A 25409-nucleotide genomic window follows, 5' to 3' on the forward strand; every position below is an offset into this window, starting at 1 on the left:
TTCCAATGACCAACAACGTGCCCAGCGACAGAAAATCTCGCGCAAGACTGATGAAAGCATCTGACTTATTCGTAAAAGCGTTGGAAAATGAGGGAGTCCAGTACATTTTTGGCGTTCCCGGCGAAGAAAATCTCGATTTACTGAATTCATTAAAGAACTCGAGCATCCGCTTGATTCTCACCCGCCATGAACAAGGCGCGGGGTTCATGGCAGCCACCTATGGCCGTTTAACCGGTCAGCCCGGCGTCTGCCTGGCAACCCTTGGGCCTGGCGCAACCAATCTGATCACGCCGGCGGCTTTCGCCCAGTTGGGCGCCATGCCGATGCTCATGATTACTGGGCAAAAACCAATCAAAACAAGCAAGCAAGGTCGCTTTCAAATCCTCGATGTGGTGGATTTGATGCGCTCGGTCACCAAATTCACCAAGCAGATTGTCAATGGCAACACCATTGCCTCACTGGTGCGCGAGTCGTTTCGCTTGGCCATCGAAGAAAGGCCAGGGGCCGTGCATCTGGAATTACCGGAGGACATCGCCAACGAGGAATGCGCGGAGACGGTTTTTCCGCCCATTGGTCATCGCCGCCCCCACGCCACGCAAGACGTACTGCGCGAAGCAACCAGCATGATCGAGGCGGCAAAAAGCCCGCTGCTGCTGATCGGTGCGGGTGCTAACCGCAAACGCGTCAGCGAGGCATTGACGGCTTTCGTCGAGGCCACCGGCATGCCGTTTTTCACGACCCAAATGGGCAAGGGTGTTGTCGACGAACGCCACCCACTGTATCTGGGATCAGCCGCCTTGTCCGACCACGATTTTCTGCATTGCGCCATTGACCGGGCGGATCTGATTATCAATGTGGGCCACGATGTGGTGGAAAAGCCACCGTTCTTTATGGAGCATGACGGCCAGCAAGTACTTCATGTGAATTTCTCACCCGCCGAGGTGGACGCGGTGTACTTTCCCCAGCTCAACGTGGTGGGGGATATCGCCTTTTCCGTGCAACAACTGGCGAGGCTTATTAAAAACAAACAACATTGGGACTTGTCCTTTTTCAAAACCATCAAAACAGAAGTAGACCAGCATCTTTCGAAGTATTTTTTCGATACCCGGTTCCCGATGCTGCCGCAACGTTTAGTACATGTGCTGCGAGAAACCCTGGCGGAAGATGCAGTGCTTAGCCTGGATAACGGCGTTTACAAAATATGGTTTGCCCGCAACTACAAATGTTATTCCCCCAACACCATGCTGCTGGATAATGCACTGGCTACGATGGGCGCGGGCTTGTCCAGCGCCATGATGGCTAAAATGTTGTACCCCAATACTCAAGTCGTGGCTGTTTGTGGTGATGGCGGTTTCATGATGAATTCGCAGGAGCTGGAAACCGCTGTTCGCCTGAAGCTTAATCTCGTGGTGATCATCGTCAACGACAATGCCTACGGCATGATTAAATGGAAACAGCATGCCATGGGTTTTGACAATTTTGGCCTGGATTACGCCAACCCGGATTTTGTTACTTACGCCCAAAGTTACGGCGCCCACGGCTACCGGATACAAAACGATGAGCACTTTCAACAAACTCTGGACACCTGCTTGACGTCTACCGGGGTTCACGTCATTGAACTGCCCGTGGATTACTCACTCAATCATGAAATCCTCAACGTCATGCTTAAGGAGAAAACATGCCAACTGTGAACACAACCAACAGCTTGCAAGTGTTGCGGCCATATGATCAATGCGTGATCCGCGAGATCCCCATGGACTCGGCGTAAACGGTCATGGGTGCCCTGGCTAGGGCGCATCAACTGTTTCAAGATCAGTCGCGCTGGCTGGCGCGCCATCACCGTATTGAAATCCTCGAGCGCGCGGTTGCGCTAATGCCGGAACGGGTGGAATCACTCACGCAAACCGCATTGCCTTCACCGCCCGAGAACCCATTGGTGTGGTGGTGTCCATCAGTGCGTTTAACCATCCCTTGAACCTGGCGTTTGTCGCGTTACTAAAAGAAGCCGGCATGCCGGAAGATTGGTGTCAGGCCGTCATCTGCGATAATGACACAGCGCAACAATTGGCAACCGATCCAAGGGTCGGCTTCCTGTCGTTTATCGGCTCCTCCAGCGTCGGCTGGCACCTGCGCTCCCAGTTGGCACCCGGCACCGGTTGCGCGCTTGAACACGGTGGCGTGGCCCCCGTCATTGCCGATATAAACGCCGATTTTGATGCCATGCTGCCGTTGTTGGTTAAAGGCGGTTTTTATCACGCGGGCCAAGTCTGCGTATCGGTACAAAAGGTCTTTGTGCATGAGGATGACTGTGATGCGCTCGCAACCGCGCTGGTGGCACTGGCCGATAAACTCACCGTGGGTGATCCGGCCAGCGACCAGACCGCCGTTTTTACTCGTGATCTCGATGTGGCCATGGATAGCGTGCGCAAACTCAACGCCACCGCCGTCATGGTAAACGACCATACTGCGTTTCGTGTCGACTGGATGCCTTTTGGTGGACGGGGCAGCTCGGGCCTGGGCATGGGCAGCATTCCCTACTCGATACACGAAATGACACGAGAAAAATTGATGGTCATCAAGAGTCCGGGATTGTAATCGTTCCAGGCACGCATGATCAGCACCACGGGCACCCGCCTGCACCACGCACATGACAAGGCTCAAACATGAATCAACTTTATGGAAAAGCGCTACTGACAAATCCAGCCACCAACATGTCAACCGTCTATACTCGTGAAGAGCGTGAAGCATTTGGTTTGCGAGATCCGCGCCGTTTCACAACGCATCACCCAAGCCATTGCCGAGTCCATGCATGATCCCCGCTATTAGGGATTTCACCACATCCCAACGAGTTTGCATTCGTCAACATCAAAGGGAGAAAAACCAATGACCGACAATGTCGCACAGAAACTAATACGCAATCACCTCGTCGACGGCGAGATGATACCGGGCACCGAAATCGCTTTAAAAATCGACCAGACCCTGACCCAGGATGCCACCGGCACCCTGGTGATGCTGGAACTGGAGGCCATGGGCCTAGATCGGGTCAGGACCGAACTGTCGGCCCAGTATGTGGATCACAACCTGATCCAGGAAGATCATAAGAATCCCGACGATCACTTGTTCTTGTACAGCGCCTGTCAACACTTTGGGGTGTGGTTCTCCCGTGCCGGCAACGGCGTCTCCCACGCAGTGCACATGGAGCGTTTCGGTAAACCCGGCAAGACACTCCTGGGTTCGGACAGTCACACCCCCGCAGCAGGCTCCATGGGCATGCTGGCGATCGGCGCCGGCGGCCTGGAGGTGGCCATGGCTATGGCCGGCGAACCACTCTACACCAAGATGCCCGAGATCTGGGAGTTATGGTCAATAGTGGTGTTCAAAGAATTTCATCAAGCGACCTTCTGATCTGATTCGGACTCTTCAATACCGTCCTTGAACTTCACGTTAGCAATGACCTGGCCCAGCGATTGATAGCCGCGCAAGCGTCTCCATTTCTGCTCCGCGCACTGACCCAGCTTGAACATCATATGCAGCATGCCGTCACGGCTCAGACAACCCTTCGAGCGCTTCGTTCTGTGGCGAATGGTGCCGAAGGTCGATTCGATCGGGTTGGTCGTGCGCAGGCTCTGCCAGTGCATGGCAGGGAAATCGTAGAAGGCCAGAAGCTCGTCATGATCAGTCTGCAGCTTGCGGGTCGCCTTTGGGTATTTCGCCTCATACGTGTGAACGAACAGCGTGAAGGCTTTCTCCGCTGCAGCTCGGGTCTCTGCCTGCCAGATCTCGTGCAGCATCCCCTTCGCCTTTGGCTGCGACGACTTCGGCAGGCAGTTCAGGATGTTCATGGTCTTGTGCATCCAGCAGCGCTGCTGACGGGTCTTGCCGTAGACTTCCTCAAGCGCGGCCCAGAAGCCCATGGCACCGTCACCGATGGCCAGCTTCGGTACGTTCATACCGCGGCCCTTGAGCTTGAGAAGGACTTCCCGCCAGCTCTGGGTGGATTCACGGACACCGTCTTCGACAGCCAGCAGGCGTTTCTGGCCATGTTCGTTGACGCCGATGATAACCAGCGCGCACAGCTTGTCTTCCTGGCTACGCAGGCCACTGTAGACGCCATCTGCCCAGATATAGGCCCACTTGTCCCGATCCAGCGGACTGTCACGCCAGGTGCTGTACTCTTGCCCCCAGGTTTTCTTCAGGCGAGCCACCGTAGCGGCTGACAGGCCACGGGCTTGCGGCCCGACCAGCACTTCCAGCGCTTCGCTCATCTCACCGGTTGAGATGCCTTTGAGATAGAGCCACGGGAGCGCCGCCTCGAGTGACTTCGTCTTCCGTACATAGGGCGGCACCAGAGCAGAGCGGAATGTCACTGGTTCACCCGTCTTGGCCCGCACTTTCGGGATCCGCACAGTCACCGGACCAATGCCGGTCTGGAGCTGGCGTTCAGGCTGATAGCCGTTGCGAACCACGCCGGCTCTGCCGTCTTCCAGGCGTCGATCACGGTGGCTTTCCAGGACCTCTTTCAGTTCCGCTTCTACAGCGTTATGAATGAGTGTCCTGGCTCCTGTTCGCAGCAATGCAGTCAATGGATCCTTGTCCTCTTCTCGACCTGCCAGGTCGATCACGTTACTCTTCGTCATGGTGGCGTCCCTCTGGTGGGTGGGTTGTTTGGCGATTACCAATCAACCAGATACGCCGCTTCTTTTCAAATCCTTAAACACCAGTTATAACCATAACTCGAGATCTGGGGGGTCAAACTGACCGGCGCGCTGAACGACTGGGTGTCGGCCAAGGACGTAATCCTGGAGATGCTGCGTCGGCATGGCGTGAACGGTGGCGTGGGCCGGATCATTGAGTACTATGGCCCCGGCCTGGCTAATCTGTCGGCTATGGATCGACATGTGATCGCCAACATGGGCGCCGAGCTAGGCGCCACCACCACGGTGTTTCCCGCTGACGACGAAATACGCCGTTTCCTGAAAACCCAAAAGCGTGAAGCGGACTTCACCGAGCTGACGGCAGACCCGGGCTGCGACTACGACGTTCACGAATCCATTGAGCTGTCCGAGCTGGAGCCATTAATCGCCAAACCCACCTCGCCGGGCAATGTGGTGCCGGTGCGCGAGGTTGCCGGGCAGTCGCTTTACCAAGCCTATATCGGCTCCTCCGCCAACCCGGGCTACCGAGACTTTGCCATGCCTGCGATGATGGTGGCCGGGCGCAGGGTGGACCCGGCGGTGTCGTTCGACATCAACCCGACGTCGCGCTCGCTCCTGGAGACGCTGATCCGCGAAGGCCATCTCGCACACCTGATCCACAGCGGCGCCCGGCTGCACCAGGCCGGCTGCAACGGCTGCATCGGCATGGGACAGGCGCCAGCGTCCGGCCGCAACTCCCTGCGCACCGTACCACGCAATTTCCCGGGGCGCTCCGGTACCGAAGAGGACTCGGTCTTCCTGTGCAGCCCCGAGACCGCGACCGCGAGCGCGCTAAAAGGCGAGATCACCGATCCGCGGGATCTTGATTTCGCCTACCCTCATGTGACCGAGCCGGACGATCCCATCATTAACGAGGATCTGCTGCAACCGCCGCCCACGAAAGAGGATGCCCGGAAGATCGAGCTGATCAAGGGCCCCAATATTGCCTCGCTGCCGGAGTTCGAGGGGCTGCCCGACACCCTGGAATTGCCCATATTGCTTAAGGTCGGCGACGACATTTCCACCGATGAAATCCTACGCGCCGGCGCCGAAGTGCTGCCGTTCCGCTCCAATATTCCGCAGATCAGCCGCTTCGTCTACGATAAGGTAGACAAGACTTACCCGCAGCGTGCTGAAGAAACGGGAGATCACGCCATCGTGGGCGGGGACAACTACGGCCAAGGCAGCTCGCGTGAGCACGCCGCGCTTGCTCCGCGCTACCTGGGTCTGCGGGTAGTCATCGCCAAGAAATTCGCCCGCATTCACTGGCAGAACCTGGTGAACTTCGGCGTACTGCCGCTGACCTTTGCCGATCCCGGCGACTACGACCACCTTGAGCAGGGCGAAAGACTGCATTTCGCCGATCTTCGGCAGGCGCTGCAAAAGGGAGCCCGCCTATGCGCGCGCCTGACCAACGGCAACGAGCTGGTGCTGGAGCACGCGTTGTCCCCGCGCCAAGTGGACCTATTGCTGGCCGGCGGCCTCATCAACTGGATGCGAGAGCGATTTTAGTGGCCCCGACGATAGCCAGGTCACAAATTTCGGCGCAAGCACCCGGTTGCTGGATCAGGTCGATGTGATTTCCGCAGTTTCCGGCGGCAGCTATACCGCTGCCTACTATGGTCTGTTCGGGGATAGACTGTTTGAGGATTTCGGTGAGCGCTTCCTGCGTCGCAACTGGCCGACGGTGGAATTACCGACAACATAGGGGTGCGGGGCTCCATGATGAGCCCGATCGCCCATCGTGGCGATGTTAAACGCATGGCCGGTGCTTTTACCGAAACGGCCCTCGATAAGGTCGAAAAAGTACTGGTTATTCCGGTGAAAGCCTCAACCGCCGCAGTCCACCCGAAACGTCCCCTGTTAATGTCTACTTTACAACCCTGACATTCAATCAGGTTGAGGATCTTGCCAGGCGGGAGAAGTATCACGGGCTCCCCACGGCGGCGCTGGACGCTGATGAAGTCGACGCTCTGATCGCGCTTGGCGGGGAGCTTCTGCAGCAATCAGAGCCATTCCAAAAGTTTCTCGCCGACATGAAGCCGGAATCCAACGCATCGGGTGGTTCTAAAACCGGTACTCCGCCATGAACGAGCCAAAGCTGTTCCTTGGATCAAGGAACGACCTACTGGTTTACCAATGGCAAAGAAAAGAGAATTTTTGACGCTGCACCCGAGAATTTCGCACCGGCTTTCCCCAATCACTGCCCTTACAATCTCGCCATGGGCCGAAGCGAACCCATTGATCCCACGAACTTCAAGATCGTGGATGGCCAACTCCTGTTATTTCACCGTTCTGCAGAACACAATGGACGTAAGCGATGGGAGGAAACGGTCAGGTTCGGAGCAATGACCGATCGCGAGCTGATTAAAAGAGCACAAAGCAATCTTATGAAAGTCAGGTTCTGAGACTGTTCATCCTCGCCTACAAAACTGTGCCATCAGGAGGTATCCGCATGAGTCATCAATCAAAGTCAGAGCAACGCTCACGTATCATCAACGCCCTTGCTGGCGGTTGGGTCGCGGACGCAGCCAGCCTGGGCCTGCACTGGTTGTATGACAGCCAGCGCATTCTTGAGGTTGGCGGCCAGTCACCCGAATTCCTGCCGCCGAAGGCCGACTATTTCAAAGGTGGATTCGGTTACTTTGCCCATGAAGGTAAACAGCCTGGTGACGTCAGTCACTATGGCGCAGCCACAGGGGTGCTGACAGATAGCCTGCTGGCCAATGAAGGGGCTCTGGATGTCCGTGATTATCAGCGGCGCTTTCGCGCTTTCTTTGGCCCCGGCGGCCGCTGGCAGGGTTATATCGATAACCCGACCCGAGTCACTCTGGATAACTTGAACACCATCGAACAGAACGCCATTGAACAGGCCAGGTCGACAACCACCACCGAACTGACAGACAAACAGAAGCGTTTGCTGGTGCAGAAAGTTTTACCCTACACCCGGCACCTGAGCGGCGATCAACTGGCGGAACCGGTCCGCAAAGCCTGGCAAACGCCCGTTCCGGTTCCTCGCTGGACGCGCCAGGTGCCGGCGACACCTACGGACGCACCTGCTACCTGGGCGAAGCCATGCCGGTGATCTTTCATATCCTGAGCCATGCCGACAGCTTTACTGAGGCCGTTCGCGCCAATATCCATTGCGGGGGTGATTCCTGCGGGCGGGCCTGGATCATCGGGCCGGCGATGGCAGTCCTGCACGGCGTTGGCGGGGAACGCGGCATTCCTCTGAGCTGGCTGGCCCGGGTAACCGATGCCCCTGCGATCCTCACGGATATTGAGGCACTGGTTAACCAAACCTGGACACCGAAAGAGCAGAACCATGAACAATCCGGTTGTCCGGCGCATTGAGAATGCGCTCTAGGGCGCCTTCATCGGCGATGCGCTTGCCATGCCGGTGCATTGGTTCTGTTCAACCGAACGCATTCGTGAGCGGTTTCCCGGGGGCATAGACCGGTATTTTCCGGCCCCGCACCCCCATCCGGATGCCTTCATGCTGGGCATGACCTATCAACCGGACCTGGAGAAGGCCGAGGCTTCCGGGCGTCCCTACGACATACTCCATCAACACGCCCGCTTTTACCGGACCAGACCAGTTACAGTAACTTTGGTTTCTCTCTTGGCGATCGGGACCCTTACACCGAGATTTACCTGCGGCGCTGGTTCGAGCATTACAGCCAGGGCACCGCTCCGGAAAACTGCGCCGAACACCAGCGCTTCCCTAGCGTTTCCCGCTTTTTTTCTTGGGTCCGTTGAACGACCGATTGGAGTATATAGGACTGCAATAATTCATTAGGCGAATTTGTTGGACCGAAGGCCTCTCGGGGTTTAGAACAATGTTGGCATATATGCAGTTTCGAACTTCATTGTGATTCGACTCTGCCAGGTCAGTATTTATTGCACAAGAAGGTACTACAAAACCATCAAACCGCTCATCGAGGAGGTAGCGGTCACCTAAAAACTGGGTGGCAGAAGGGTACGGGTAAAGGTGCCACCCATCCGGTAATTCTTCAGGGGTTATATGGTGCAGTCTCAATGAAGGCGATTCGTATACACCCATAACGTTGAGTTTGTTCGCCACCAACGGGTCTGGCATATAATTGCTCAATTCGAGCATCGCGTTTTGGACATTGCTGCTGAAGTATTGGACTGGGATGCTGGCACTGTTCCATCGCGCTCCTTCGCGATAACTCCTGGCCTTTTTGTAGTCTGCCAGCTTGTCGACGAACTTCTTGTTCGCTGATTTGAACAAGATCAAGAGTAGTCTCCGTACTGAATATCCTGAATGAAACCCTCCAGCACGCGTCGGCCAGATAGCGAACTCATTAGCTGACGAGGGGTATTTAGGTTGAGCGCCGGTACCGGCGAATCCAGCCAACGGGCCATTAGCTCCTTATCCCCCTCAAACAACCCTTGGAGAGCGTCTGTCCATACCTGGGTAAGGTTATCCAATTCTTCCGTTTGCGTGCGCGAAAGCGCTTTCCGCCGATAGAGTTTTGAGAGATTGGTCGGGTTGATATCCAGCGAGCCGGCAACTACATCCCGAGGAATCGCTTTCGCTATGGCGTGTAGAGCTCCACCTGATGCCGGGGCCCTGGATATTAGCTCAGCAGTAACTATACGAGAGACCGGCCGAGCCTTCGCATTTCCGACTCGAAACCGCAATAGGTCGTCTATGCTGCCGATCACTACTGCCTTTCGATTATCTTCAGAGTCTTCTAGCTGAATTGTCACATACTGCCCGCTAGCGGTGTCCGTTTCTAGCTGAGTACTCATAATCCCTCCAGGAAAACGTAGCAAGTACTCCATGATAATAGTACAAATTACGCCAAAAAGGAACGACGAGGAAACCACGAGCGGTACCACAAGTCCTTTGGGCCGGGCCGGGAAAAGCGCGATGGAAGATCTGGAGCCCGCGGATATTAATCGGCGGGTCAATCAAGGCAGTGTTATGAACTATGCCGAGCTTTATCCCTGTATTGATGAGGGCTGCCTCTTGCACACCAACTGTGCACCGAGTGCCTGGGCCAGCGACTGGCACCAAGCAAAGGCCGACCACTGGCGACATCCATAATCTAAAGGTCCAGGCCCTGATAAGTTGGCTATTCGCTTATTTTCAACCCCGACAAACCGCTTCGCGAGTCACGGGCACCCCTTACCAAGTTTCCCCGAACGGTCGGATATCCAGCTCGAAGGTCCAGGCTGAGGGATCCTGCTGGCAGAGATTCCAGACGGCATCAGCCACGGCTGCAGGTTTCACGAAGAAATCGTCCGGCTTGCCCGCGAGCCACTCGCGGGTACGAGGCAGGTCCACCACGCCATCAATCACCACATTGGCCACATGGATCTTCTCCGGCCCAAGCTGGCGCGCCATTGACTGGACCAGACTGCGCTGGGCGGCTTTGGCCGAGGCAAAGGGTGCGGTATTGGCTCGACCCCGGGTCGCCGCTGAGGCACTGGTGATGATAATGCTGGCGGTTTCATGCTGGCGCAGCTGAGGCAGCGCTGCTTTGGTGGCCGCCACCAGGCCCTGTACATTGATGCGCCAGTTGGCCTCGAAGTCTTCTAGGCTGGCCTCTTCCACGTTCTTGAAGACACCGCCGCCGGCGTTATACATCATCACCGAAACCGGCCCGAGCTCGCTATCGACTGCGGCCAGCACTGCGGTGATCTGCTCTGGTTCCATCATGTCACACACAAAGGCACGGGCGCCGGTGACCAATTGCTCCAGCTGCTTCAGATAGTCTTGGCTACGGGCCAGCATCGCCACCTGAAAGCCCTCGGCGCTGAAACGCCGCACAAAGGCCTCGCCGTTGCCTGGCCCAACACCCATAACAACACATACCTTGTTCATCTGCTGTCTCTCTCGTCGGTCACACCGGCTAGTTTGTCAGGAACTGGTCAGTCTCGTGTTGAGGGGCAAGGTGCTCCACAAGGCGCGCAAGCCGTTTCGTCCCTCTGGTTTAACGCCGTCTCTACGTTACCCTGCCCGGAATTAAATGCATAGGTTGGACTGTTCAGATGATCCACCAAGATCAGCGCCAAAATCATTGCGAGAATCAACAGGATACGGGTGCGATTGTAGGCTCGTTCCATCGTTTTCTCCCGCATCAGTTTGGCAACCGGAACCAGGGCCGTAGCCGGATACCAATCAACGACCCGACGAAGGCGCTGGCGAACCATACCCAGGCATGCAGGCTGGCCGAGGCAATGCCAGAAAACAGCGCCCCGATGTTGCATCCAAAGCCCAGCCTGGCGCCATAGCCGAGCAGCAATCCGCCCACCACTGAGGCCAGAAACTGCCGGCCTTCGGGCCTGTTGCGACTGGCTTCATTGAAGCGGTTAGCCAGGCCCGCCGCGAGCATGGCACCGAGCAGCAATCCGAAGTTCATTACCGATGGGATGTTGGTGAGCACTGAATCCTTGAGAGCCATAGCCGGGTAGTCCCATTGCCAGAATTCGAACTGGGACATGTTCACACCTACCACCTCCAGCGTCTTGGCACCCCAGACGTTAAACGCGAAGGTAATGCTCCAGGGTGCGCCACCGATGGCGAGGGTGAGGGCATTGCCAGCGGCCAGAATCAGGATCGCCCAAGTAAATGGCCAGCGGCCACTGAGCAACGTTCTCAGCACGCCGTGGTGTTGGCTTTTCCACAGCAGTTCATCCCGTTCAATTGAGCCATGGGCCTTGCGCTCAATGCGGTTGACCCACCAGGCAAGCAGCCCGAGCGCGACAAACTGCACCAGGATCGCGCCGCTGACGCCGAAGGTGTTGACCAGTGGCACCGGATCGAACCCTGGCTGATCCAGCCACCAGGGCAGATGAATGGAACCGAGAACGGTACCGGCGATAAAGAACACCAGCGTCACCACCATCCGTATATTACCGGCACCAACGGTGAACAGGGTGCCGGAGCCACAGCCACCACCCAGTTGCATTCCCATACCAAACAGGAAAGAGCCCAAAACCAGAGAGGTACCTACCGGCGCCACCGCACCCACCAGACCTTCTTGGCCACTGTGCAGCATGGGCACCATGATCAATGAGGTCACGCCGAACAGCAGTAACTGGGCCCGCATGCCGGCACCGCGCTTTTTCACCACCAGATTGCGCCAACCGGCAGTGAAGCCAAAAGCTCCATGGTAGAGCGCCATGCCAAGCACCGTGCCCACCACAAACAGTGCCACCATGAACGGCGCCGTTTCCAGCCAGATCAGGCCACCCAACAGGGCAAGGCCAACCAGGGCGGTTGATACAATAAAGCGATCCACCTGCCATACCGGCTGTTGAATACTGGGCTGCAGAACTGCGGAATCAGTCATTACGTCGCCTCTCAGTTAAACCAGTCCAGAACTTTACCCAATCCTTTTTTGGCAACCTGGAGCGGACGATTGCTGTCCTGAGACCATTCCGCCATGGAGCCATCGTAGAGGGCAACCTCTTCAAACCCGGCCAACTCACTCAATACAAACCAGTCTGTGGCGGCCCAATGGCCAGTGTTGCAGAACGCGATGGTGCGGGTGCCGGGGTTCAGTTCGGCCTGGTTTACCCGTTCGGTGATACTGGCCTGGTTGAGATACCAGACTTGACCGCGTTCACCCAAAAAGTCCCCATGGGGCAGGCTTCGTGAACCGGGAATCGTGCCCAGTGCCTTGACCGCTGGCGACTTGTTTTCACCCCGGAAATAATCCGAAGGGCGTGCATCTACCAGCTGGGCCTGGGTGCCCCGGGCCTCCTCTACTTCCTCCAGTGAAGCAATCAGATTCCGCTGGAGTGACCCTTTGAATTCGGTCACCGCACCCTGACCACTCTCACCGCTGGCCACCTCGAAACCGGCGGCCTGCCAGCCAGCAAAACCGCCATTGAGAATGGTAACGTCATTATGGCCCAACACCCGGAAGGTCCAGTATACCCGGGCGGCGCTGCCAAAATCCGTCGCGCCAGTACCGGCGGGGACAATGACAACGACATCGTCATTACTGATCCCGAGGCCACCAATCAGGCGCTCCAGGCTGGTAACCGGTGGCAGGAGGCCAGCCACGCCATCCCGGCTTTCACGCCAACCATCCCCAGTGTAGCTACTGTACACAGATCCTGGAATGTGGGCCTTCTGGAAACTGCTGCGGTCACCACCGTTATCGATGCTGGAACGAACGTCCAGCATCACCAGATTACCCTGATTGAGATTAGTGTCCAGCCAACTGGCATCCACCAGAGGCGGCGTTCTGTCGCTTTCAGCCATTGCCAGCGAACTGGCGGCAAAAGCCAAAACCACTACCAAAATCCGAACCATGGTGCTACTCCTCTGCTGATAATTCTTGAGCGACCATTATGGTTGTAATTCTCTGGAATGCATAGAGCCCTATCTATTGCGTTTTGTTATAAGGAAATCTCTGGATTTTTTATCCGATAAGCGACAAAAGCCGCTATTATGAGAAATAGCGGCTTTTTAATGGGCGGTTTTTGACGATCAATGACTAACGGAATTCGGAAAAGTTAGCTCGCAGGTTCAGAGCCTCCCTAAGTATCCAGATGCAGCCAGCGGGCCAGCCGGGAGTGCGGGCGTCTGCCGAGATACAACGGCAGGGTGCTCATGACCACCAGAATGACGGCAGCGGCCACGACCGTCAGCATCGCATTGAGTTCAAAACTGTGGCCCAGTCCGGCAAACACGAAGGCCATGGGTAACATCCCGATGGTTGTCGCGAGCGCGTAACGCCAGAGCGAGATCGCAGTGACACCGGCTGCGTAACTGATCAGGGCAAACGAAAACAGCGGAATCAAGCGGGTCAACATCACCGCAACGAACAGAAAGCGCTGGGAACCCCGGGTTATCGCCCAGCTGGCGAAGCACCAGCCAAATCACCGCCATCAGGAGCGCGACGATGACTAACACGGAAACTCGGAAAACCCATTTTGGACGGTGCATCCGGGTATTCTACCGGTATCGTAGAGGGCGGGAAGGGGCGAAGGAAAATTGCAGACCGCGCGGAACGCGCCACGCGGTCTGACCGATCATTACTGGTTCTTGCTCCAGGCAAATTTCTTGAACGGCTCATCCACCGGCGTTTCGGCGATATGGTTGATGTAGTTACTCATTACTTTCTGGGACAGCACCATAATGACTTCCAGCACCTGGCGGTTTTTGTAACCGGCCTTGAAGAACGCTTCCAGATCATCCTGGCTAACATTGCCCCGTTTGTTCATAACGGCCAGCGTGAAGGTGCGCAATGCTTCCAGCTTGTCGCTGGGCAGCGGCGTTTCATCACGCAAGGCATCGATAATGTCATCAGACACTTTCATCATTTTGGCAATGCCGGTATGCGAGGGCACGCAGTAATGGCAGGCATTCTCGACGTTAATAGTTTGCCAGACCACGGTTTTCTCGTCGTTGTCAAAGCTGCTGTCCAGAACCAGCTGGTGCAGTTTCTGATACGCCTCAAGCACCTGAGGTGACTCCGCCATTACCGCATGAAGCCCCGGGATCATGCCCATGTTCTTCTGTGAGTTTTCCAGGAAAGGCTTGGACCCTTCCGGCGCACTGTCTATATCATGCTTTTTAAAATCTGTCATGTTCACCTCCAGACTAATGAGCGATCGTTCAGCTACTTCGTCACCGTACCTGTTGTTGAGCGATCATTCAATATACAATTGCTTCCGCTAAACGTCTTTTAATGACTTGTGCAGCACATCAAGAGCCGTTGGCCCGGACTGCACAGCGACACCGAGAAGTTGAACACCATGGCAAGAATCGCACGCTACGACAGACAATCCGCACTCGACAAAGCCGTCGTTCTGTTTTGGCAGAAGGGGTACCACAATTCCTCTATCAAACAGGTCGAGCATGCTCTCGATATGCGCCCGGGGAGCATCTATGCAGCGTTTGGCAGCAAAGACGGTCTGTTTCTCGAAGCGTTGGCCTGTTATGCCAAAGAGTCCGGCGACCATCTTTCCCGTCACCTGGCAACATACCCCTCTACTATTGAGGGCTTGCAGGATTACCTGAGAGACATTGCACTGGCCTGTAATCCGGGCGGATCAATGCCTTCGCGCGCTTGCATGGTGATAAAGACCCTACTGGAAACCAGTAACACTCATCTGCCGATCAACCAGGAGGTTAACCGGGTACTTGATGCAATCGAGCACCGCCTCGGAGAGGTACTGGAGCAGGCCAAAAACGATCACGAACTCAAACCCGACGTGGACTGCAAACGTCTTGCCCGCCTCCTCCAGGCGCAAATCATTGGTTTACGCTCCTTTGCACAGAGAGACACTTGCGCCCCCAATGTGGTCGAGCTGGGCGAGGACATGGCTGGTATTCTAGACCATTACCGGCTTTAGCCTGGACATGAGGATTTCGCTACTCATATCTTGTATGTTGAGTGATATCCGATTTCAATCCGGCCTATAATTGGCGTACTGGCACACAAACTCAGGAGATACTATGAAACTCTGGCTAGTCAACACACTCATGGTTTTGTCGCTCATTGTCAGCCCGCAGTTACTGGCCCAGGAAGACCCGATGAGAGTCGGCATGTCGGGGCAATATTTCCCGTTCACCTTCGTGGAGCTGGACGAACTTAAAGGCTTTGAAGTAGATGTTATGACCGCGCTGGGCAAGGAGATGGGGCGCGAGATTACCTTCCAGACTGCCAATTTCTCGGGGCTGTTTGGTATGCTGGGAGCCGGTCGTATCGACACCGTCGCCAATCAAATCACCATCACCGAAGATCGCCAGAAAGCGTATATTTTTAGCGAACCCTACGTTTACGACGGCGCCCAGGTGGTGGTCAAAGAAGGTAACGCCGAGATTCAGGATGTTGAAGATCTCAAAGGCAAAACGGTCGCGGTGAACCTCGGCTCTAATTTCGAAACACTGTTGCGTGAATTGCCTTACTCCGATCAGATCAACATCAAAACCTACGAGAGCAATATTGAGCGCGACACCGCCCTGGGCCGCGTGGATGCCTTTGTGATGGATCGGGTCAGCGCCAGCCAGATCATCAAAGACAAACCCCTGCCGCTGGCACTGGCCGGTAAGCCCTTCTCGCAAATCACCAACGCCTATCCGTTCCAGGACACAGAAACAGGTCGGGCCCTGCGAGACGAGGTCAATCAGGCCCTGAAAACCTTGCGGGAAAACGGCACCCTGGCGTCCATTTCCGAAAAATGGTTCGGCACTGACATCACCCAGCCCTGATGGGCGCCACAAGGCCTGACACCCTATGGACGTTCTGAACGTAGAGTACATGCTGGGACTGGTGCCTGTTCTGCTTGGCTATCTGCCCCTTACTCTGCAACTGGCGGGGGTTGCCATGGTTATGGCATTGATTCTTGCTTGTGTATTCGCCGTGGTGCGGGTGCTGCGTATCCCGGTACTCAATCAACTCACCATCGTGTTCATCTCGTTTTTCCGGGGCACGCCGCTGTTGGTGCAGTTGTTTTTGTTCTATTACGGGCTGCCACAATTGTTCAGCGTGTTAACCGTGATAGACGGCGTCACCGCGACCATCATGGGCCTGACCCTGCACTTTTCAGCGTATATGGCGGAATCGATTCGAGCCGCTATCATCGGGGTGGATCGCAGCCAGACCGAGGCCGCGCTCTCGATTGGCATGACCAATAGCCAGCTGATGCGCCGCATCATCCTGCCGCAGGCCACCCGGGTTGCTCTGCCCACCCTGATGAACTACTTCATCGACATGATCAAGGCCACCTCCCTGGCGTTTACCCTGGGGGTCACGGAACTGATGGGGGCCACCCAGAAAGAAGCATCCGGCAGCTTCCTGTATTTTGAGGCGTTCATCGTCGCCGCAGTGATGTACTGGATCGTGGTCGAGCTGCTTTCACAATTGCAGAAGTATCTGGAAACCCGTCTGAACAAGGCTTACAGCCGATGATTGAACTCAAGTCTCTCAGTAAACACTTCGGCAAGAGTGTGGTTCTCGACGGTATTGATCTGACCGTCGATAAGGGAGAGATCATTGTCATTATTGGTCCATCGGGAACAGGTAAATCCACGCTGTTGCGCTGCGTTAACTTTCTGGAACACCCCACGGCTGGCGAAATCACCGTCGGCGACCTTACGGTGGATGTGAACCGGGCAAGCCGGGCGGAGATTCTCTCACTACGCCGGCGAACGGCCTTTGTGTTTCAGAATTACGCTTTGTTTGCTAACAAAACCGCATTGGAAAACGTGGCCGAACGGCTGGTGGTGGTGGATCGGTGGCCAAAAGAAAAGGCCTACCAGCGCGCCCGCGAGATTCTCGAGCGTATCGGCCTCGCGGACAAAGCCGATGCCTACCCTGCCTCGATGTCCGGTGGCCAGCAGCAGCGGGTGGGTATCGGCCGCGCCATGGCCACTGGAGCCGACGTCATCCTGTTTGACGAGCCCACCTCATCCCTCGATCCGGAGTGGGTGGAGGAAGTGCTGGGACTGATGAAACAATTGGCATCGGAACGCCAGACCATGATGGTGGTCACCCACGAAATGTCCTTCGCAAGGGATGTCGCCGACCGGGTGATTTTTATCGATGGCGGCAGGATTGTAGAACAAGGGCCACCCAGCGAGATCTTCTCGAACCCGCAAGACCCCCGCACACAGGACTTTCTGAAAAAGATTCTGGCGACCAATCCAGTCTGACGAGCACCACCAGACCCTATCCCTCCTGTCTGCAACGTCGCACCACTGGGGCCATAGCTCCAGCAGAGATATAGCGAGTTCCGAACGAACTTAATTGACTTGTTCAATGGGCTGAAGAAAATCGCGCAGCCATCACAAGTTACAACGAATTCGTTGAACAGCATGGCTGTTTCGGTGACGAGTTCCGGGGATTTTGATGGCCCAGTTCGACGTGTACCCCAACCCGAGCAAAACCAGCAAATCGTTTTATCCTTACCTGGTGGACATCCAAAGCCAAGATTTGGCCGACCTGACAACTCGCATTGTTATTCCGCTTGGCAAACTCTCGTCCTTCGGAGACAAAGTGATGCAAGGCCTCACTCCGGAAATCACCTTCGATGATCAAAAACTTCTTTTGCTGACACCTCAGATTTCTTCGGTGTCCACCAAGCAACTTGAACACTCTGTCGGCTCATTAACGCATTTCCGAGACCAGATCGCGGGCGCCCTGGACTTTGCGGTAACCGGCATTTAATGCGCCAGCTCAGCTGCGGCGAAGCCTTGGGAAAACCGGGACAGATTTATTTAATCGCTTTCTATTCTAACGCCAATGGCGCACGTATCGCTTGAGGGAAAATACCATGTCTCAATTTATCAACAAAAAAGAAAACATAGTCACCGAAGCCGTGGACGGCCTTATAAGAGCTTCCGGCGGCCAACTGGCACGCCTTGACGGTTATCCGCATATTCGCGTTGTAGTGCGGGCCGACTGGGACAAGTCAAAGGTGGCGTTGGTCTCTGGCGGCGGATCGGGCCATGAACCAGCCCATGCCGGCTTTGTCGGTAAGGGTATGCTGACCGCAGCTGTCTGCGGCGATGTTTTTGCCTCTCCCTCTGTCGATGCCGTTCTGGCTGGAATATTGGCGGTGACGGGGCCCGCAGGCTGTTTACTGATCGTTAAGAACTACACCGGCGACCGCCTGAATTTCGGGCTGGCAGCCGAACGTGCCCGCGCCGCTGGCTACAAAGTATCCATGGTTGTGGTTGACGACGACATTGCCCTGCCCGACCTGCCTCAGGCACGCGGGGTTGCTGGCACACTCTTTGTTTATAAAATAGCAGGTGCGTTGGCGGAACAGGGAGCCGATCTGGACACTCTGACGAAAGCCGCCGAGCGGGTGGTAAGAGACACTCAAAGCATCGGCATGTCACTTGATACCTGCACTGTGCCCGGATCCCCCAGGCAGCAGCGCATTCCGCCCGGCATCGCGGAGTTGGGCCTTGGCATTCACGGTGAACCGGGTGTCGAGCAGGTCGCTTACAATGGCGCAAAAAATGCCATTGAAGCAGTCGCCGCAAAGCTGGCCACCGTCATGGACAAAAAAACCCATGTAGTATTGCTAAATAACCTCGGCGGCGCGTCGACACTTGAGATGTCGGTTCTGGCCAATGAGCTTTTGGTGTCCTCCATTGCCGACAACCTGAAACTCATCATCGGGCCTGCGCCAATGATGACCTCATTGGATATGCGAGGGTTCTCGGTATCCGTTTATGCGGTTAATAATGAGGATGAAGCCTTGCTTGGCGCGCCCTGCGCCCCCAGCGCCTGGCCCGGCTGCAAAGCGGTCAATTCCGTTATTATAAAAGAGCTCCCTGACGGCTTGACGCCAGTTAAACTCGTTCCGTCCTGGCACGAACCAACAGCGAATTTTATAACCAGATGGTGCCAGGTCCTGATCGACTCGGAAGCTGACCTGAACGCGCTTGATGCAAAATCCGGCGATGGAGACACCGGTGCCACGCTGGCTGGAGCTGCCAAAGCATTGATAAGCGCCCTCGACCGAATGCCCCTGTCGGACCCTACGCAGCTTTACCGTGCAATAGGACAAGAACTCAGCCAAACCATGGGTGGCTCCTGCGGTGTACTGCTTTCTATATTCTTCACGGCGACGGCTGACGCGGCCTCCAGCGGGCTACCCATGGTCGCGTCGTTAAAAGAGGGGCTTGACCGGATGCAGCAGATTGGTGGGGCACAGTTGGGCGACAGATCGATGGTGGATGCTCGCAAGGGCGCAGTCCACACCTCCACCATAGTCAAAGCTAGGGTTGGGCGTGCATCCTACATAAACGCAGAACAACTTCAGGGCCACATTGACCCGGGGGCCGAAGCGGTGGCGCGATTGTTCGAAGATCTGGGGGACAGGGGATAGCGTTATTACCTCCTCCCTCAATTCGCGAGATCCGCGCGCGCAAAACACGTATCGGCAGCTCTTGTCAGAAGTGGATTACTGTCCGAATACTCTTGCCTTCATGCATCAACTCAAACGCCTTATTGATGTCTTCCAGCGGCATGTTGTGGGTGATGAAAACGTCCAGCGGGGCCTCTTTCGGGATTTTAGCCAACGATACTTCCGGCAGTACGGTGTATTCGGAAAAGGTGGAACAGCCCATGTAGTGGTAAACCGGCTTTCCCTGGTATGAAAACCGGGGAAAATGCCCTTGGAATCGGCGCCGGACAAGGTGTAAGCGTCTGTGTGGCAGACGCCGGTCGCCACAATGCGCACCAGTACTTCGCCTTTTTGAAGTGGTGCAACATCCACTTCGACAATTTCCAGTGGCTTGTTGGGGGCAAACGCCACGGCCGCGCGAGATTTAATCACTGGTTACTCCTTATTAAACATCTTTCAGCTTAAATGTGTTTCGGGTTTTACGTGTTTGACTCATTGTAGACGACCGGTCTAATATAACGACCATGACATCAAACGATACCCGCAATCACATCATTCAGGTCGGCGCTGATCTGATCGCCCGCAAAGGCTTTGGTGGAACCGGCCTGAATGCGGTGCTGACAGCTTCGGGTGTGCCCAAAGGCTCGTTCTACCATTATTTTAGCAGCAAGAATGATTTCGGTCTGGCGGTCATTGAGTCATTCGGAGAAGAATACGAGATCAAGCTGGAGCAGATCCTTACAGACTCCAGCCGATCCTGCATCGATCGTCTTTACGCCTATTTCGACACCGGGCTGGAAACCATGACCGAATGTGAGTGTTCACAAGGCTGCCTGATGGGCAATCTGGGGCAGGAATTGGCTGGCCAGCATGAGATATTCCGGACCCGGCTGGATAAAGTATTCTCAGGCTGGGAAAAAAAGTTCGCCCGGTGTATCGCCGAAGCTCAGGCAAACGGTGACATTGACCAGACCCTGGACCCTGACGAAGTAGCCAGTTTTCTGTTGTCCGGCTGGGAGGGCGCCATTCTGCGTGCGAAGGTGGTGAAATCCACCGAGCCCATGGAACGTTTCGTTAAAGTCTTCTTCCAGCAGTGCCTGCGCACCGGATAAATTTTCACTTTCTTACTGGTAGACTGGTCTAATTAATTAAAGTTAATCCAACAGGAGATACCTACATGAGTAACGACAACCCCCAGGACGTGCTGTTCGAAACCTTCAAGCTTGGCAATCTGGCGCTGCCAAACCGGGTGCTGATGTCTCCCCTGACTCGCTCGCGGTCCAGCCAACCCGGCGACGTTCCCAATGATATGAATGCCGAGTATTACCAGCAGCGCGCCAGTGCTGGCCTGATCATCAGCGAAGCCACGCAGGTTTCTCCCCAGGGCAAAGGCTACGCCTTCACACCGGGCATTCATTCAAAAGAGCAGATTGCCGGCTGGAAAAAAGTGACTGATGCGGTTCACCACTCCGGTGGCCGGATTCACCTGCAGCTTTGGCACGTGGGCCGGATTTCCCATACCGACCTGCAGCCGGACGGCCGCAAGCCCGTAGCCCCCTCTGCCATCGCTCCGGAAGGCGCCAAAACCTATGTCAGCGCGGATTCCGGCATGGTCGACATTGCTGAACCCCGCGCACTTGAGACAGACGAAATTGCCGGCATTGTGGAGCAATTCCGCACCGGCGCCGAGAACGCGAAAGCGGCAGGCTTTGACGGAGTGGAAGTTCACGCCGCCAATGGTTATCTGCTTGACCAGTTCCTCAAGAGCGGCAGCAACCACCGCACCGATGAATACGGCGGCTCTGCCGAGAACCGCGCCAAACTCACCTTGATGGTCACCCAAGCGGCTATCGATGTATGGGGCAAAGAAAACGTGGGTATTCGCGTCAGCCCGACCGGCAGTTTCAACGCCATGTACGACGAAGACCCGCTCGAAACCTATACCGTACTTGCCAAACATCTGAATGATCTGGGCGTTGCCTACATCGAAGTGGTAGAGGATTCGTTCCAGGGCAACCACGCCAATGGCCGCCCGGAATCCGTCATCGACGCCATCCAGGCCAACTTCAAAGGCCGCTACATTGCCAACGGCGCCTACACCGCAGAAGAAGCAAGACGGCGCATCAGCGCAGGTCGCTGCGACCTGGTCACGTTCGGACGTCCGTTTATCGCCAACCCGGACCTGCCAGAACGTTTCCGGCAGGATGCGCCACTGAACGAGTGGGACGACAGCACCTTCTATGGTGGCGATGCGAAGGGCTACACCGATTACCCGGCGCTGGCCGAGCAAAAAGCCACCGCGTAATTCATTCCAAACATTCCTACAAGGAGTCTTTATGACTGCAGCAAACGACCAGATCGCAGGCAAAATCGTTATTATCACCGGCGCCAGCAGCGGGCTTGGTGAAGCCACCGCCCGCCGGCTGTCAGAGCGCGGCGCCAAGCTCGTTCTGGCCGCACGCCGGGAAGATCGCCTGATCAAGCTGACGGAAGAACTCAAAGCCAACGGCGGTGAGGCCATCTGGCAAACCACCGATGTGACCGATCGCAAGCAGGTGGAAGCGCTGGCCAAAACCGCAAAAGACACCTTTGGCCGTATTGATGTGCTGATCAACAACGCCGGCCTGATGCCACTGGCACCGCTGGACGCACTGAAAGTTGACGAGTGGGATCAGATGGTGGATGTGAACATCAAGGGCGTCATGTACGGCATCGCAGCTGTGTTGCCGACCATGCGTGAACAGCACAGCGGGCACGTAATCAACCTGTCCTCCGTGGCCGGTCACAAAGTGTTCCCGGGCGCTGCTGTTTACTGCGCTACAAAATTCGCCGTGAAAGCGCTGTCCGAAGGGCTGCGGATGGAAGCCGGTGACGAGATTCGCAGTACCAACATATCGCCAGGCGCGATAGACACAGAGCTGACCAGCACCATCACCGACCCCACCGCTGCCGAAGCGGCCGAGGAGCTCTATAAAGTGGCTATCGATGCCGACGCTGTCGCCCGAGCGATCGTCTATGCCATCGAGCAGCCCCACGACGTGGATATCAACGAGATCATCCTGCGTCCGACCGCACAGGAGCTTTAACCCGACCTGTCATCAGCCCTGAACGAATGCTGATGGCAACACTAGTGCCTCGTCTGGTTATTCGTTTATCAGACGAGGCACTACCCGCTTTCCCATTGAACTTCTCTGCTATCCCGCATTGTTATTCCGCACTCTCTCTAATCTTTTGCACAGCCAGCAACGTAAACTCGTGATCAACTACGCAGTAAAAGGGAAGTTTTACCTTGAATACTTTCTACTGGTTTACCCGCGACTTGCGTCTGCACGACAGCGCAGCGCTGCTGGCCGCATCAAACTCTGACATGCTGCTGTGTGTGTATGTGGTGGGTCCGCGCTGGTTTGCTCCGGCGCCGCTGCAAAGCGATGGGCGGCCATCGCTGGCGTTTTCTGTGGTAAAGCCTGATGGTGCTGGAACGCAATCTGAGACAATTAGGCCAGCGGGTGCATCTTGCTTACGGTGAGCCCGAAACCTTGACGGCATTACCGCCACCACCGGGCTTCCCGGAAGACAACCGGGGCGATTGCCCGCCGATTCCGGAGCCACAACACCCGGTGGTTTTTTCGGGCGGAGAAGCGGCAGGACTGGCGTTACGGTGCGGCATGGTTCGAAGAACAACTGATCGACTATGATGTGGCAAGCAACTATGGAAACTGGCAGTATCTGGCTGGCGTTGGGGCTGACCCCCGAGGACTGCGCCAGTTCAATCTGGCAAAACAGACACAGCAATACGACCCGGTCGGCACTTTCATAGACCGCTGAGGCGGCGATGCAGAGCAACCCGTGGGGCTACACACAGTGGACGCTGTGGACTGGCCTCTCTCATACTGATGAATAACAAAGTAAGCGGACAGGTCTTTCCAAAACCGTACGACACTGCTCATCCAGGTTTGCACGGAGCCATTCTGACAAAACGGACCTAAACAGGAGCTTCGATTGCCGTGACCGACATCAGCCTGATCCAGATTCTACTGGCCAACATCGCCCTGCTGGCAGGCGCCTGCCTGCAAGGGGTTGTCGGCTACGGAATCGGCACCCTGGCAGCACCGCTGATGTTTCTGGTCAGCCCGCTGCTGATACCCGGCCCATTGGTTCTCAACGCTGTATTGCTGACCATCATGATGCTGGTCCGCAATCGCGCCAGCCTGAGTTTCCGGGAAGTGCGGTTTGCTATAGGCGGTGATGTGGTGGGCACGGTGTTGGCGGGAATGACCCTCGCGGTGGTGTCCACCCAGGCCATTGGGCTGATTTTCGGCGGTTTGATCCTGGCGGCAGTGGCGCTGAGTGTGGCCGGGTTGAGGCCAACACTGACACCGCGCAATAGTGTCATTGCCGGAGCCGCCTCCGGCTATATGGGGACGATTACTGCAGTGGGCGGGCCACCCATCGCCCTGATCTATCAGAACGAGCAAGGCCCCCTGGTGCGGGCCAATATGTCGGCGTTCTTTTTGTTTGCCAGCTTCGCCAGTGCGATTGCCCTGCTGGCCTCGGGCCATCTCGGAATGCGTGAGGTAATGCTGTTTGTCGTCACGTTTCCTGGCGTACTGGCTGGCTTTCTGCTATCTGGCCTATTGGTAAACCGGGTACCCTTCGGCGGTCTGCGGCCCATTATCCTAGGCATAGCAGCCGTGGCTGGCGCTGCTGCGGTCATTAGAGGTATCTGGACCTACTGATTTTTCAACACCTCGACTAGATTCGCGACGGAAGTCGCTCCTACGATCTGGGTTAGAGCTTTAACTACTTTTTCATGTTGTTCCACATTAACCGGTACGCCAGGGCTGCGGTGGAGCGGGGAGCAAAATGGCTGACTGCGCTGCGATGTTCGCCCATGCGTTCGACATCGCTGGCGTAAGGAATGTACCCCACCAACAACCGTTTGAGTGCTTTCAGTGGCGTGTCCAGAAACTCCCGGTGCAGGCTCTTACGTCGGTCCACCATGGACAGGAACGGCGCGAATTTCTTCTTGTCGAGGTTCCTGTCGGTAATAAAGGCCTGCTGCTGTTCCCAACTGTTCATAGAAAGCCAGGTCGGAATCAGCGGCACATAGATTTTGTTGGCGACGGCAAAAACCTCTTCCGCCAGAGTGGAAACTTACAAAACGGCGAAGACATTTATTTGTCGTTCTGGGCCATTCATCTTCAATGCTGCGACTGAGGGTCATGATTTCGCCTTAGACTTTAGTCCTGAAAATTGTCGTTTTTTATGTAACCAAACACGACTATCAATGACTTAGCCTGATCCGTCATTTCGGCATCTTGTAAGCATGGCAAGGCTCGACTAGTTTGACGGTTCTTACCTTACATTGACTGATTCCATCGCCTTGACCATGAGTGTTGGAGTGGCGGAATTCGGGCCGGATGGAAACGAACTCAAGGCGCTGCTTTCAGTTGCCGACCACCGGCTCTATCAAGGCAAAGCCGAAGGCCACAACCGCGTAATCTGGCGCCTCGCCAGCCAGCAGGAACTTTCCTTCAGCAGCGCTCCAACAGCTGAAGCCTCCTGATCCTGAGGCTCACGGACAAACTAATTCAGATAGACTGCTCCAAGTGTCGCCAACCGGTCACCCTGCTCATTCAGCAAGGTCATCCGGTCGCCCTCAATAACAAGGTCCGCGGTATTCTTCATCGCATCCAGCATCAGACCTTCGGTGGTGTCGCCAGAGCATGCCATACGCGTTGAAGCCATGGCCAGAAAACCGAGCTTGCCCTCGCTGACACTGTATTCTCCCATTAGACTATTGCAGCCGGTATGCCCCACCACCTGGCCGTCGTCGCGAAAAATCAGATGGGGTTATTG

General features: G+C 55.9%; 33 protein-coding genes and 3 pseudogenes. 24 read left to right on the top strand and 12 right to left on the bottom strand.

What is annotated here, in order from left to right:
- The first annotated feature begins 5 nt into the window (after positions 1–5).
- The 4 genes from CPH80_RS14510 (at position 6) to CPH80_RS14520 (ending at position 3405) form a co-directional block, all read left to right on the top strand.
- On the top strand, positions 6–1691 hold the full coding sequence (locus tag CPH80_RS14510; RefSeq protein WP_264754790.1) for an acetolactate synthase large subunit: 1686 nt from the start codon (positions 6–8) through the stop codon (positions 1689–1691).
- Positions 1692–1774: 83 nt separating this feature from the next.
- The gene (locus CPH80_RS22575; protein WP_227520177.1) at positions 1775–1975 is read left to right on the top strand and encodes a hypothetical protein; all 201 of its coding nucleotides are present in this window, start codon (positions 1775–1777) and stop codon (positions 1973–1975) included.
- Positions 1945–2595: an aldehyde dehydrogenase family protein gene (locus CPH80_RS14515; protein WP_218972032.1), complete on the top strand. Its 651-nt coding sequence runs from the start codon at positions 1945–1947 to the stop codon at positions 2593–2595. Before CPH80_RS22575 ends, CPH80_RS14515 begins: the two co-directional genes overlap by 31 nt.
- A 288-nt stretch (positions 2596–2883) precedes the next feature.
- Positions 2884–3405, top strand: coding sequence for an aconitase family protein (locus CPH80_RS14520; RefSeq protein ID WP_197703557.1), 522 nt, complete (start codon positions 2884–2886; stop codon positions 3403–3405).
- Here CPH80_RS14520 and CPH80_RS14525 read toward each other — a convergent pair.
- Complete coding sequence (locus CPH80_RS14525) at positions 3390–4637, bottom strand: IS256 family transposase (RefSeq protein ID WP_096278886.1); 1248 nt, start codon at positions 4635–4637, stop codon at positions 3390–3392. The two genes, CPH80_RS14520 and CPH80_RS14525, sit on opposite strands and share 16 nt — an antisense overlap.
- 102 nt (positions 4638–4739) lie before the next feature.
- Between CPH80_RS14525 and CPH80_RS14530 the strand changes: the two genes are divergently transcribed.
- From CPH80_RS14530 to CPH80_RS22590, 6 genes are all read left to right on the top strand, one after another.
- Positions 4740–6206, top strand: a complete 1467-nt coding sequence (locus CPH80_RS14530) for an aconitate hydratase (RefSeq protein ID WP_096278888.1) — start codon at positions 4740–4742, stop codon at positions 6204–6206.
- Between the two features lie 46 nt (positions 6207–6252).
- Positions 6253–6402: a hypothetical protein gene (locus tag CPH80_RS22580; protein ID WP_227520178.1), complete on the top strand. Its 150-nt coding sequence runs from the start codon at positions 6253–6255 to the stop codon at positions 6400–6402.
- A 14-nt stretch (positions 6403–6416) separates the two neighbouring features.
- Complete coding sequence (locus tag CPH80_RS22585; protein WP_227520179.1) at positions 6417–6581, top strand: hypothetical protein; 165 nt, start codon at positions 6417–6419, stop codon at positions 6579–6581.
- Positions 6582–6802: 221 nt separating this feature from the next.
- Positions 6803–7102: a hypothetical protein gene (locus tag CPH80_RS14540; protein ID WP_227520180.1), complete on the top strand. Its 300-nt coding sequence runs from the start codon at positions 6803–6805 to the stop codon at positions 7100–7102.
- Between the two features lie 47 nt (positions 7103–7149).
- Positions 7150–7779 carry an ADP-ribosylglycohydrolase family protein gene (locus CPH80_RS14545; RefSeq protein WP_227520181.1) on the top strand — a complete coding sequence of 210 codons (630 nt, stop codon included), beginning with the start codon at positions 7150–7152 and terminating at the stop codon, positions 7777–7779.
- Positions 7770–8048 (top strand): ADP-ribosylglycohydrolase family protein, encoded by a 279-nt coding sequence (locus tag CPH80_RS22590; protein WP_264754791.1) that lies wholly within the window; start codon positions 7770–7772, stop codon positions 8046–8048. The genes CPH80_RS14545 and CPH80_RS22590 overlap by 10 nt, the downstream gene beginning before the upstream one ends.
- Positions 8049–8418: 370 nt before the next feature.
- Here the strand turns inward: CPH80_RS22590 and CPH80_RS23370 are convergent, their stop codons facing one another.
- The 8 genes and pseudogenes from CPH80_RS23370 to CPH80_RS14590 all read right to left on the bottom strand — a co-directional run bounded on the left by CPH80_RS23370 (position 8419) and on the right by CPH80_RS14590 (position 14273).
- A complete protein-coding gene (locus CPH80_RS23370) occupies positions 8419–8955 on the bottom strand; it encodes an RES family NAD+ phosphorylase (protein WP_096278890.1) in 537 nt (178 codons plus the stop codon).
- Positions 8952–9473, bottom strand: a complete 522-nt coding sequence (locus CPH80_RS14560) for an antitoxin Xre/MbcA/ParS toxin-binding domain-containing protein (RefSeq protein ID WP_157746901.1) — start codon at positions 9471–9473, stop codon at positions 8952–8954. The genes CPH80_RS23370 and CPH80_RS14560 overlap by 4 nt, the downstream gene beginning before the upstream one ends.
- Positions 9474–9852: 379 nt before the next feature.
- Positions 9853–10551 (bottom strand): SDR family NAD(P)-dependent oxidoreductase, encoded by a 699-nt coding sequence (locus CPH80_RS14565; RefSeq protein ID WP_096278894.1) that lies wholly within the window; start codon positions 10549–10551, stop codon positions 9853–9855.
- A gap of 47 nt (positions 10552–10598) precedes the next feature.
- Complete coding sequence (locus CPH80_RS14570; RefSeq protein ID WP_096281648.1) at positions 10599–10793, bottom strand: hypothetical protein; 195 nt, start codon at positions 10791–10793, stop codon at positions 10599–10601.
- A 14-nt stretch (positions 10794–10807) separates the two neighbouring features.
- Positions 10808–12022, bottom strand: a complete 1215-nt coding sequence (locus CPH80_RS14575; RefSeq protein ID WP_096278896.1) for a YeeE/YedE family protein — start codon at positions 12020–12022, stop codon at positions 10808–10810.
- Between the two features lie 11 nt (positions 12023–12033).
- On the bottom strand, positions 12034–12993 hold the full coding sequence (locus tag CPH80_RS14580) for a sulfurtransferase (protein ID WP_096278898.1): 960 nt from the start codon (positions 12991–12993) through the stop codon (positions 12034–12036).
- 227 nt (positions 12994–13220) lie between these two features.
- A pseudogene (locus CPH80_RS14585) lies at positions 13221–13526 on the bottom strand (VTT domain-containing protein); the annotation flags it as partial.
- A 192-nt stretch (positions 13527–13718) separates the two neighbouring features.
- On the bottom strand, positions 13719–14273 hold the full coding sequence (locus tag CPH80_RS14590) for a carboxymuconolactone decarboxylase family protein (RefSeq protein ID WP_096278900.1): 555 nt from the start codon (positions 14271–14273) through the stop codon (positions 13719–13721).
- A gap of 168 nt (positions 14274–14441) precedes the next feature.
- Here CPH80_RS14590 and CPH80_RS14595 point away from each other — a divergent pair, with 168 nt between their 5' ends.
- The 7 genes and pseudogenes from CPH80_RS14595 (at position 14442) to CPH80_RS14625 (ending at position 19532) form a co-directional block, all read left to right on the top strand.
- Entirely contained in the window at positions 14442–15041 is a 600-nt protein-coding gene (locus tag CPH80_RS14595; protein ID WP_096281650.1) for a TetR/AcrR family transcriptional regulator, read from the top strand.
- 103 nt (positions 15042–15144) lie between these two features.
- Positions 15145–15900 carry an amino acid ABC transporter substrate-binding protein gene (locus CPH80_RS14600; RefSeq protein ID WP_096278902.1) on the top strand — a complete coding sequence of 252 codons (756 nt, stop codon included), beginning with the start codon at positions 15145–15147 and terminating at the stop codon, positions 15898–15900.
- A 25-nt stretch (positions 15901–15925) separates the two neighbouring features.
- Positions 15926–16600, top strand: a complete 675-nt coding sequence (locus CPH80_RS14605; protein ID WP_096278904.1) for an amino acid ABC transporter permease — start codon at positions 15926–15928, stop codon at positions 16598–16600.
- Positions 16597–17343 (top strand): amino acid ABC transporter ATP-binding protein, encoded by a 747-nt coding sequence (locus CPH80_RS14610; protein ID WP_096278906.1) that lies wholly within the window; start codon positions 16597–16599, stop codon positions 17341–17343. Before CPH80_RS14605 ends, CPH80_RS14610 begins: the two co-directional genes overlap by 4 nt.
- A 116-nt stretch (positions 17344–17459) precedes the next feature.
- A pseudogene (locus tag CPH80_RS14615) lies at positions 17460–17540 on the top strand (type II toxin-antitoxin system CcdA family antitoxin); the annotation flags it as partial.
- Positions 17540–17857: a CcdB family protein gene (locus CPH80_RS14620; protein WP_096278908.1), complete on the top strand. Its 318-nt coding sequence runs from the start codon at positions 17540–17542 to the stop codon at positions 17855–17857. The pseudogene CPH80_RS14615 and the gene CPH80_RS14620, both read left to right, overlap by 1 nt.
- Before the next feature lie 106 nt (positions 17858–17963).
- Positions 17964–19532 (top strand): dihydroxyacetone kinase subunit DhaK, encoded by a 1569-nt coding sequence (locus tag CPH80_RS14625; RefSeq protein ID WP_096278910.1) that lies wholly within the window; start codon positions 17964–17966, stop codon positions 19530–19532.
- Positions 19533–19692: 160 nt separating this feature from the next.
- Here the strand turns inward: CPH80_RS14625 and CPH80_RS14630 are convergent.
- A pseudogene (locus CPH80_RS14630) lies at positions 19693–19982 on the bottom strand (S-(hydroxymethyl)glutathione dehydrogenase); the annotation flags it as partial.
- A gap of 92 nt (positions 19983–20074) precedes the next feature.
- Between CPH80_RS14630 and CPH80_RS14635 the strand changes: the two are divergent.
- The 6 genes from CPH80_RS14635 (at position 20075) to CPH80_RS14655 (ending at position 24286) form a co-directional block, all read left to right on the top strand.
- The gene (locus CPH80_RS14635; protein WP_096278912.1) at positions 20075–20662 is read left to right on the top strand and encodes a TetR/AcrR family transcriptional regulator; all 588 of its coding nucleotides are present in this window, start codon (positions 20075–20077) and stop codon (positions 20660–20662) included.
- Positions 20663–20727: 65 nt separating this feature from the next.
- Complete coding sequence (locus CPH80_RS14640) at positions 20728–21855, top strand: alkene reductase (protein WP_096278914.1); 1128 nt, start codon at positions 20728–20730, stop codon at positions 21853–21855.
- 31 nt (positions 21856–21886) lie between these two features.
- Positions 21887–22636, top strand: a complete 750-nt coding sequence (locus CPH80_RS14645) for an SDR family oxidoreductase (RefSeq protein WP_096278916.1) — start codon at positions 21887–21889, stop codon at positions 22634–22636.
- Between the two features lie 203 nt (positions 22637–22839).
- Positions 22840–23076 carry a deoxyribodipyrimidine photo-lyase gene (locus tag CPH80_RS22595; RefSeq protein ID WP_227520182.1) on the top strand — a complete coding sequence of 79 codons (237 nt, stop codon included), beginning with the start codon at positions 22840–22842 and terminating at the stop codon, positions 23074–23076.
- A 59-nt stretch (positions 23077–23135) separates the two neighbouring features.
- Positions 23136–23375, top strand: a complete 240-nt coding sequence (locus tag CPH80_RS22600) for an FAD-binding domain-containing protein (RefSeq protein ID WP_227520504.1) — start codon at positions 23136–23138, stop codon at positions 23373–23375.
- 179 nt (positions 23376–23554) lie between these two features.
- Positions 23555–24286 (top strand): sulfite exporter TauE/SafE family protein, encoded by a 732-nt coding sequence (locus tag CPH80_RS14655; RefSeq protein WP_096278918.1) that lies wholly within the window; start codon positions 23555–23557, stop codon positions 24284–24286.
- A gap of 64 nt (positions 24287–24350) precedes the next feature.
- On the opposite strand, the gene CPH80_RS14660 is transcribed toward CPH80_RS14655, so the two are convergent.
- A complete protein-coding gene (locus CPH80_RS14660) occupies positions 24351–24629 on the bottom strand; it encodes a ParA family protein (protein ID WP_134031251.1) in 279 nt (92 codons plus the stop codon).
- Between the two features lie 286 nt (positions 24630–24915).
- Between CPH80_RS14660 and CPH80_RS21690 the strand changes: the two genes are divergently transcribed.
- Positions 24916–25116, top strand: coding sequence for a hypothetical protein (locus tag CPH80_RS21690; protein WP_227520183.1), 201 nt, complete (start codon positions 24916–24918; stop codon positions 25114–25116).
- A 20-nt stretch (positions 25117–25136) separates the two neighbouring features.
- Here CPH80_RS21690 and CPH80_RS14665 read toward each other — a convergent pair whose 3' ends face one another.
- Positions 25137–25397, bottom strand: coding sequence for an META domain-containing protein (locus CPH80_RS14665; protein ID WP_096278922.1), 261 nt, complete (start codon positions 25395–25397; stop codon positions 25137–25139).
- Between the last annotated feature and the right edge of the window lie 12 nt (positions 25398–25409).

The organism is Marinobacter sp. LV10R510-11A (genome assembly GCF_900215155.1).
Taxonomy (GTDB): Bacteria; Pseudomonadota; Gammaproteobacteria; order Pseudomonadales; family Oleiphilaceae; genus Marinobacter.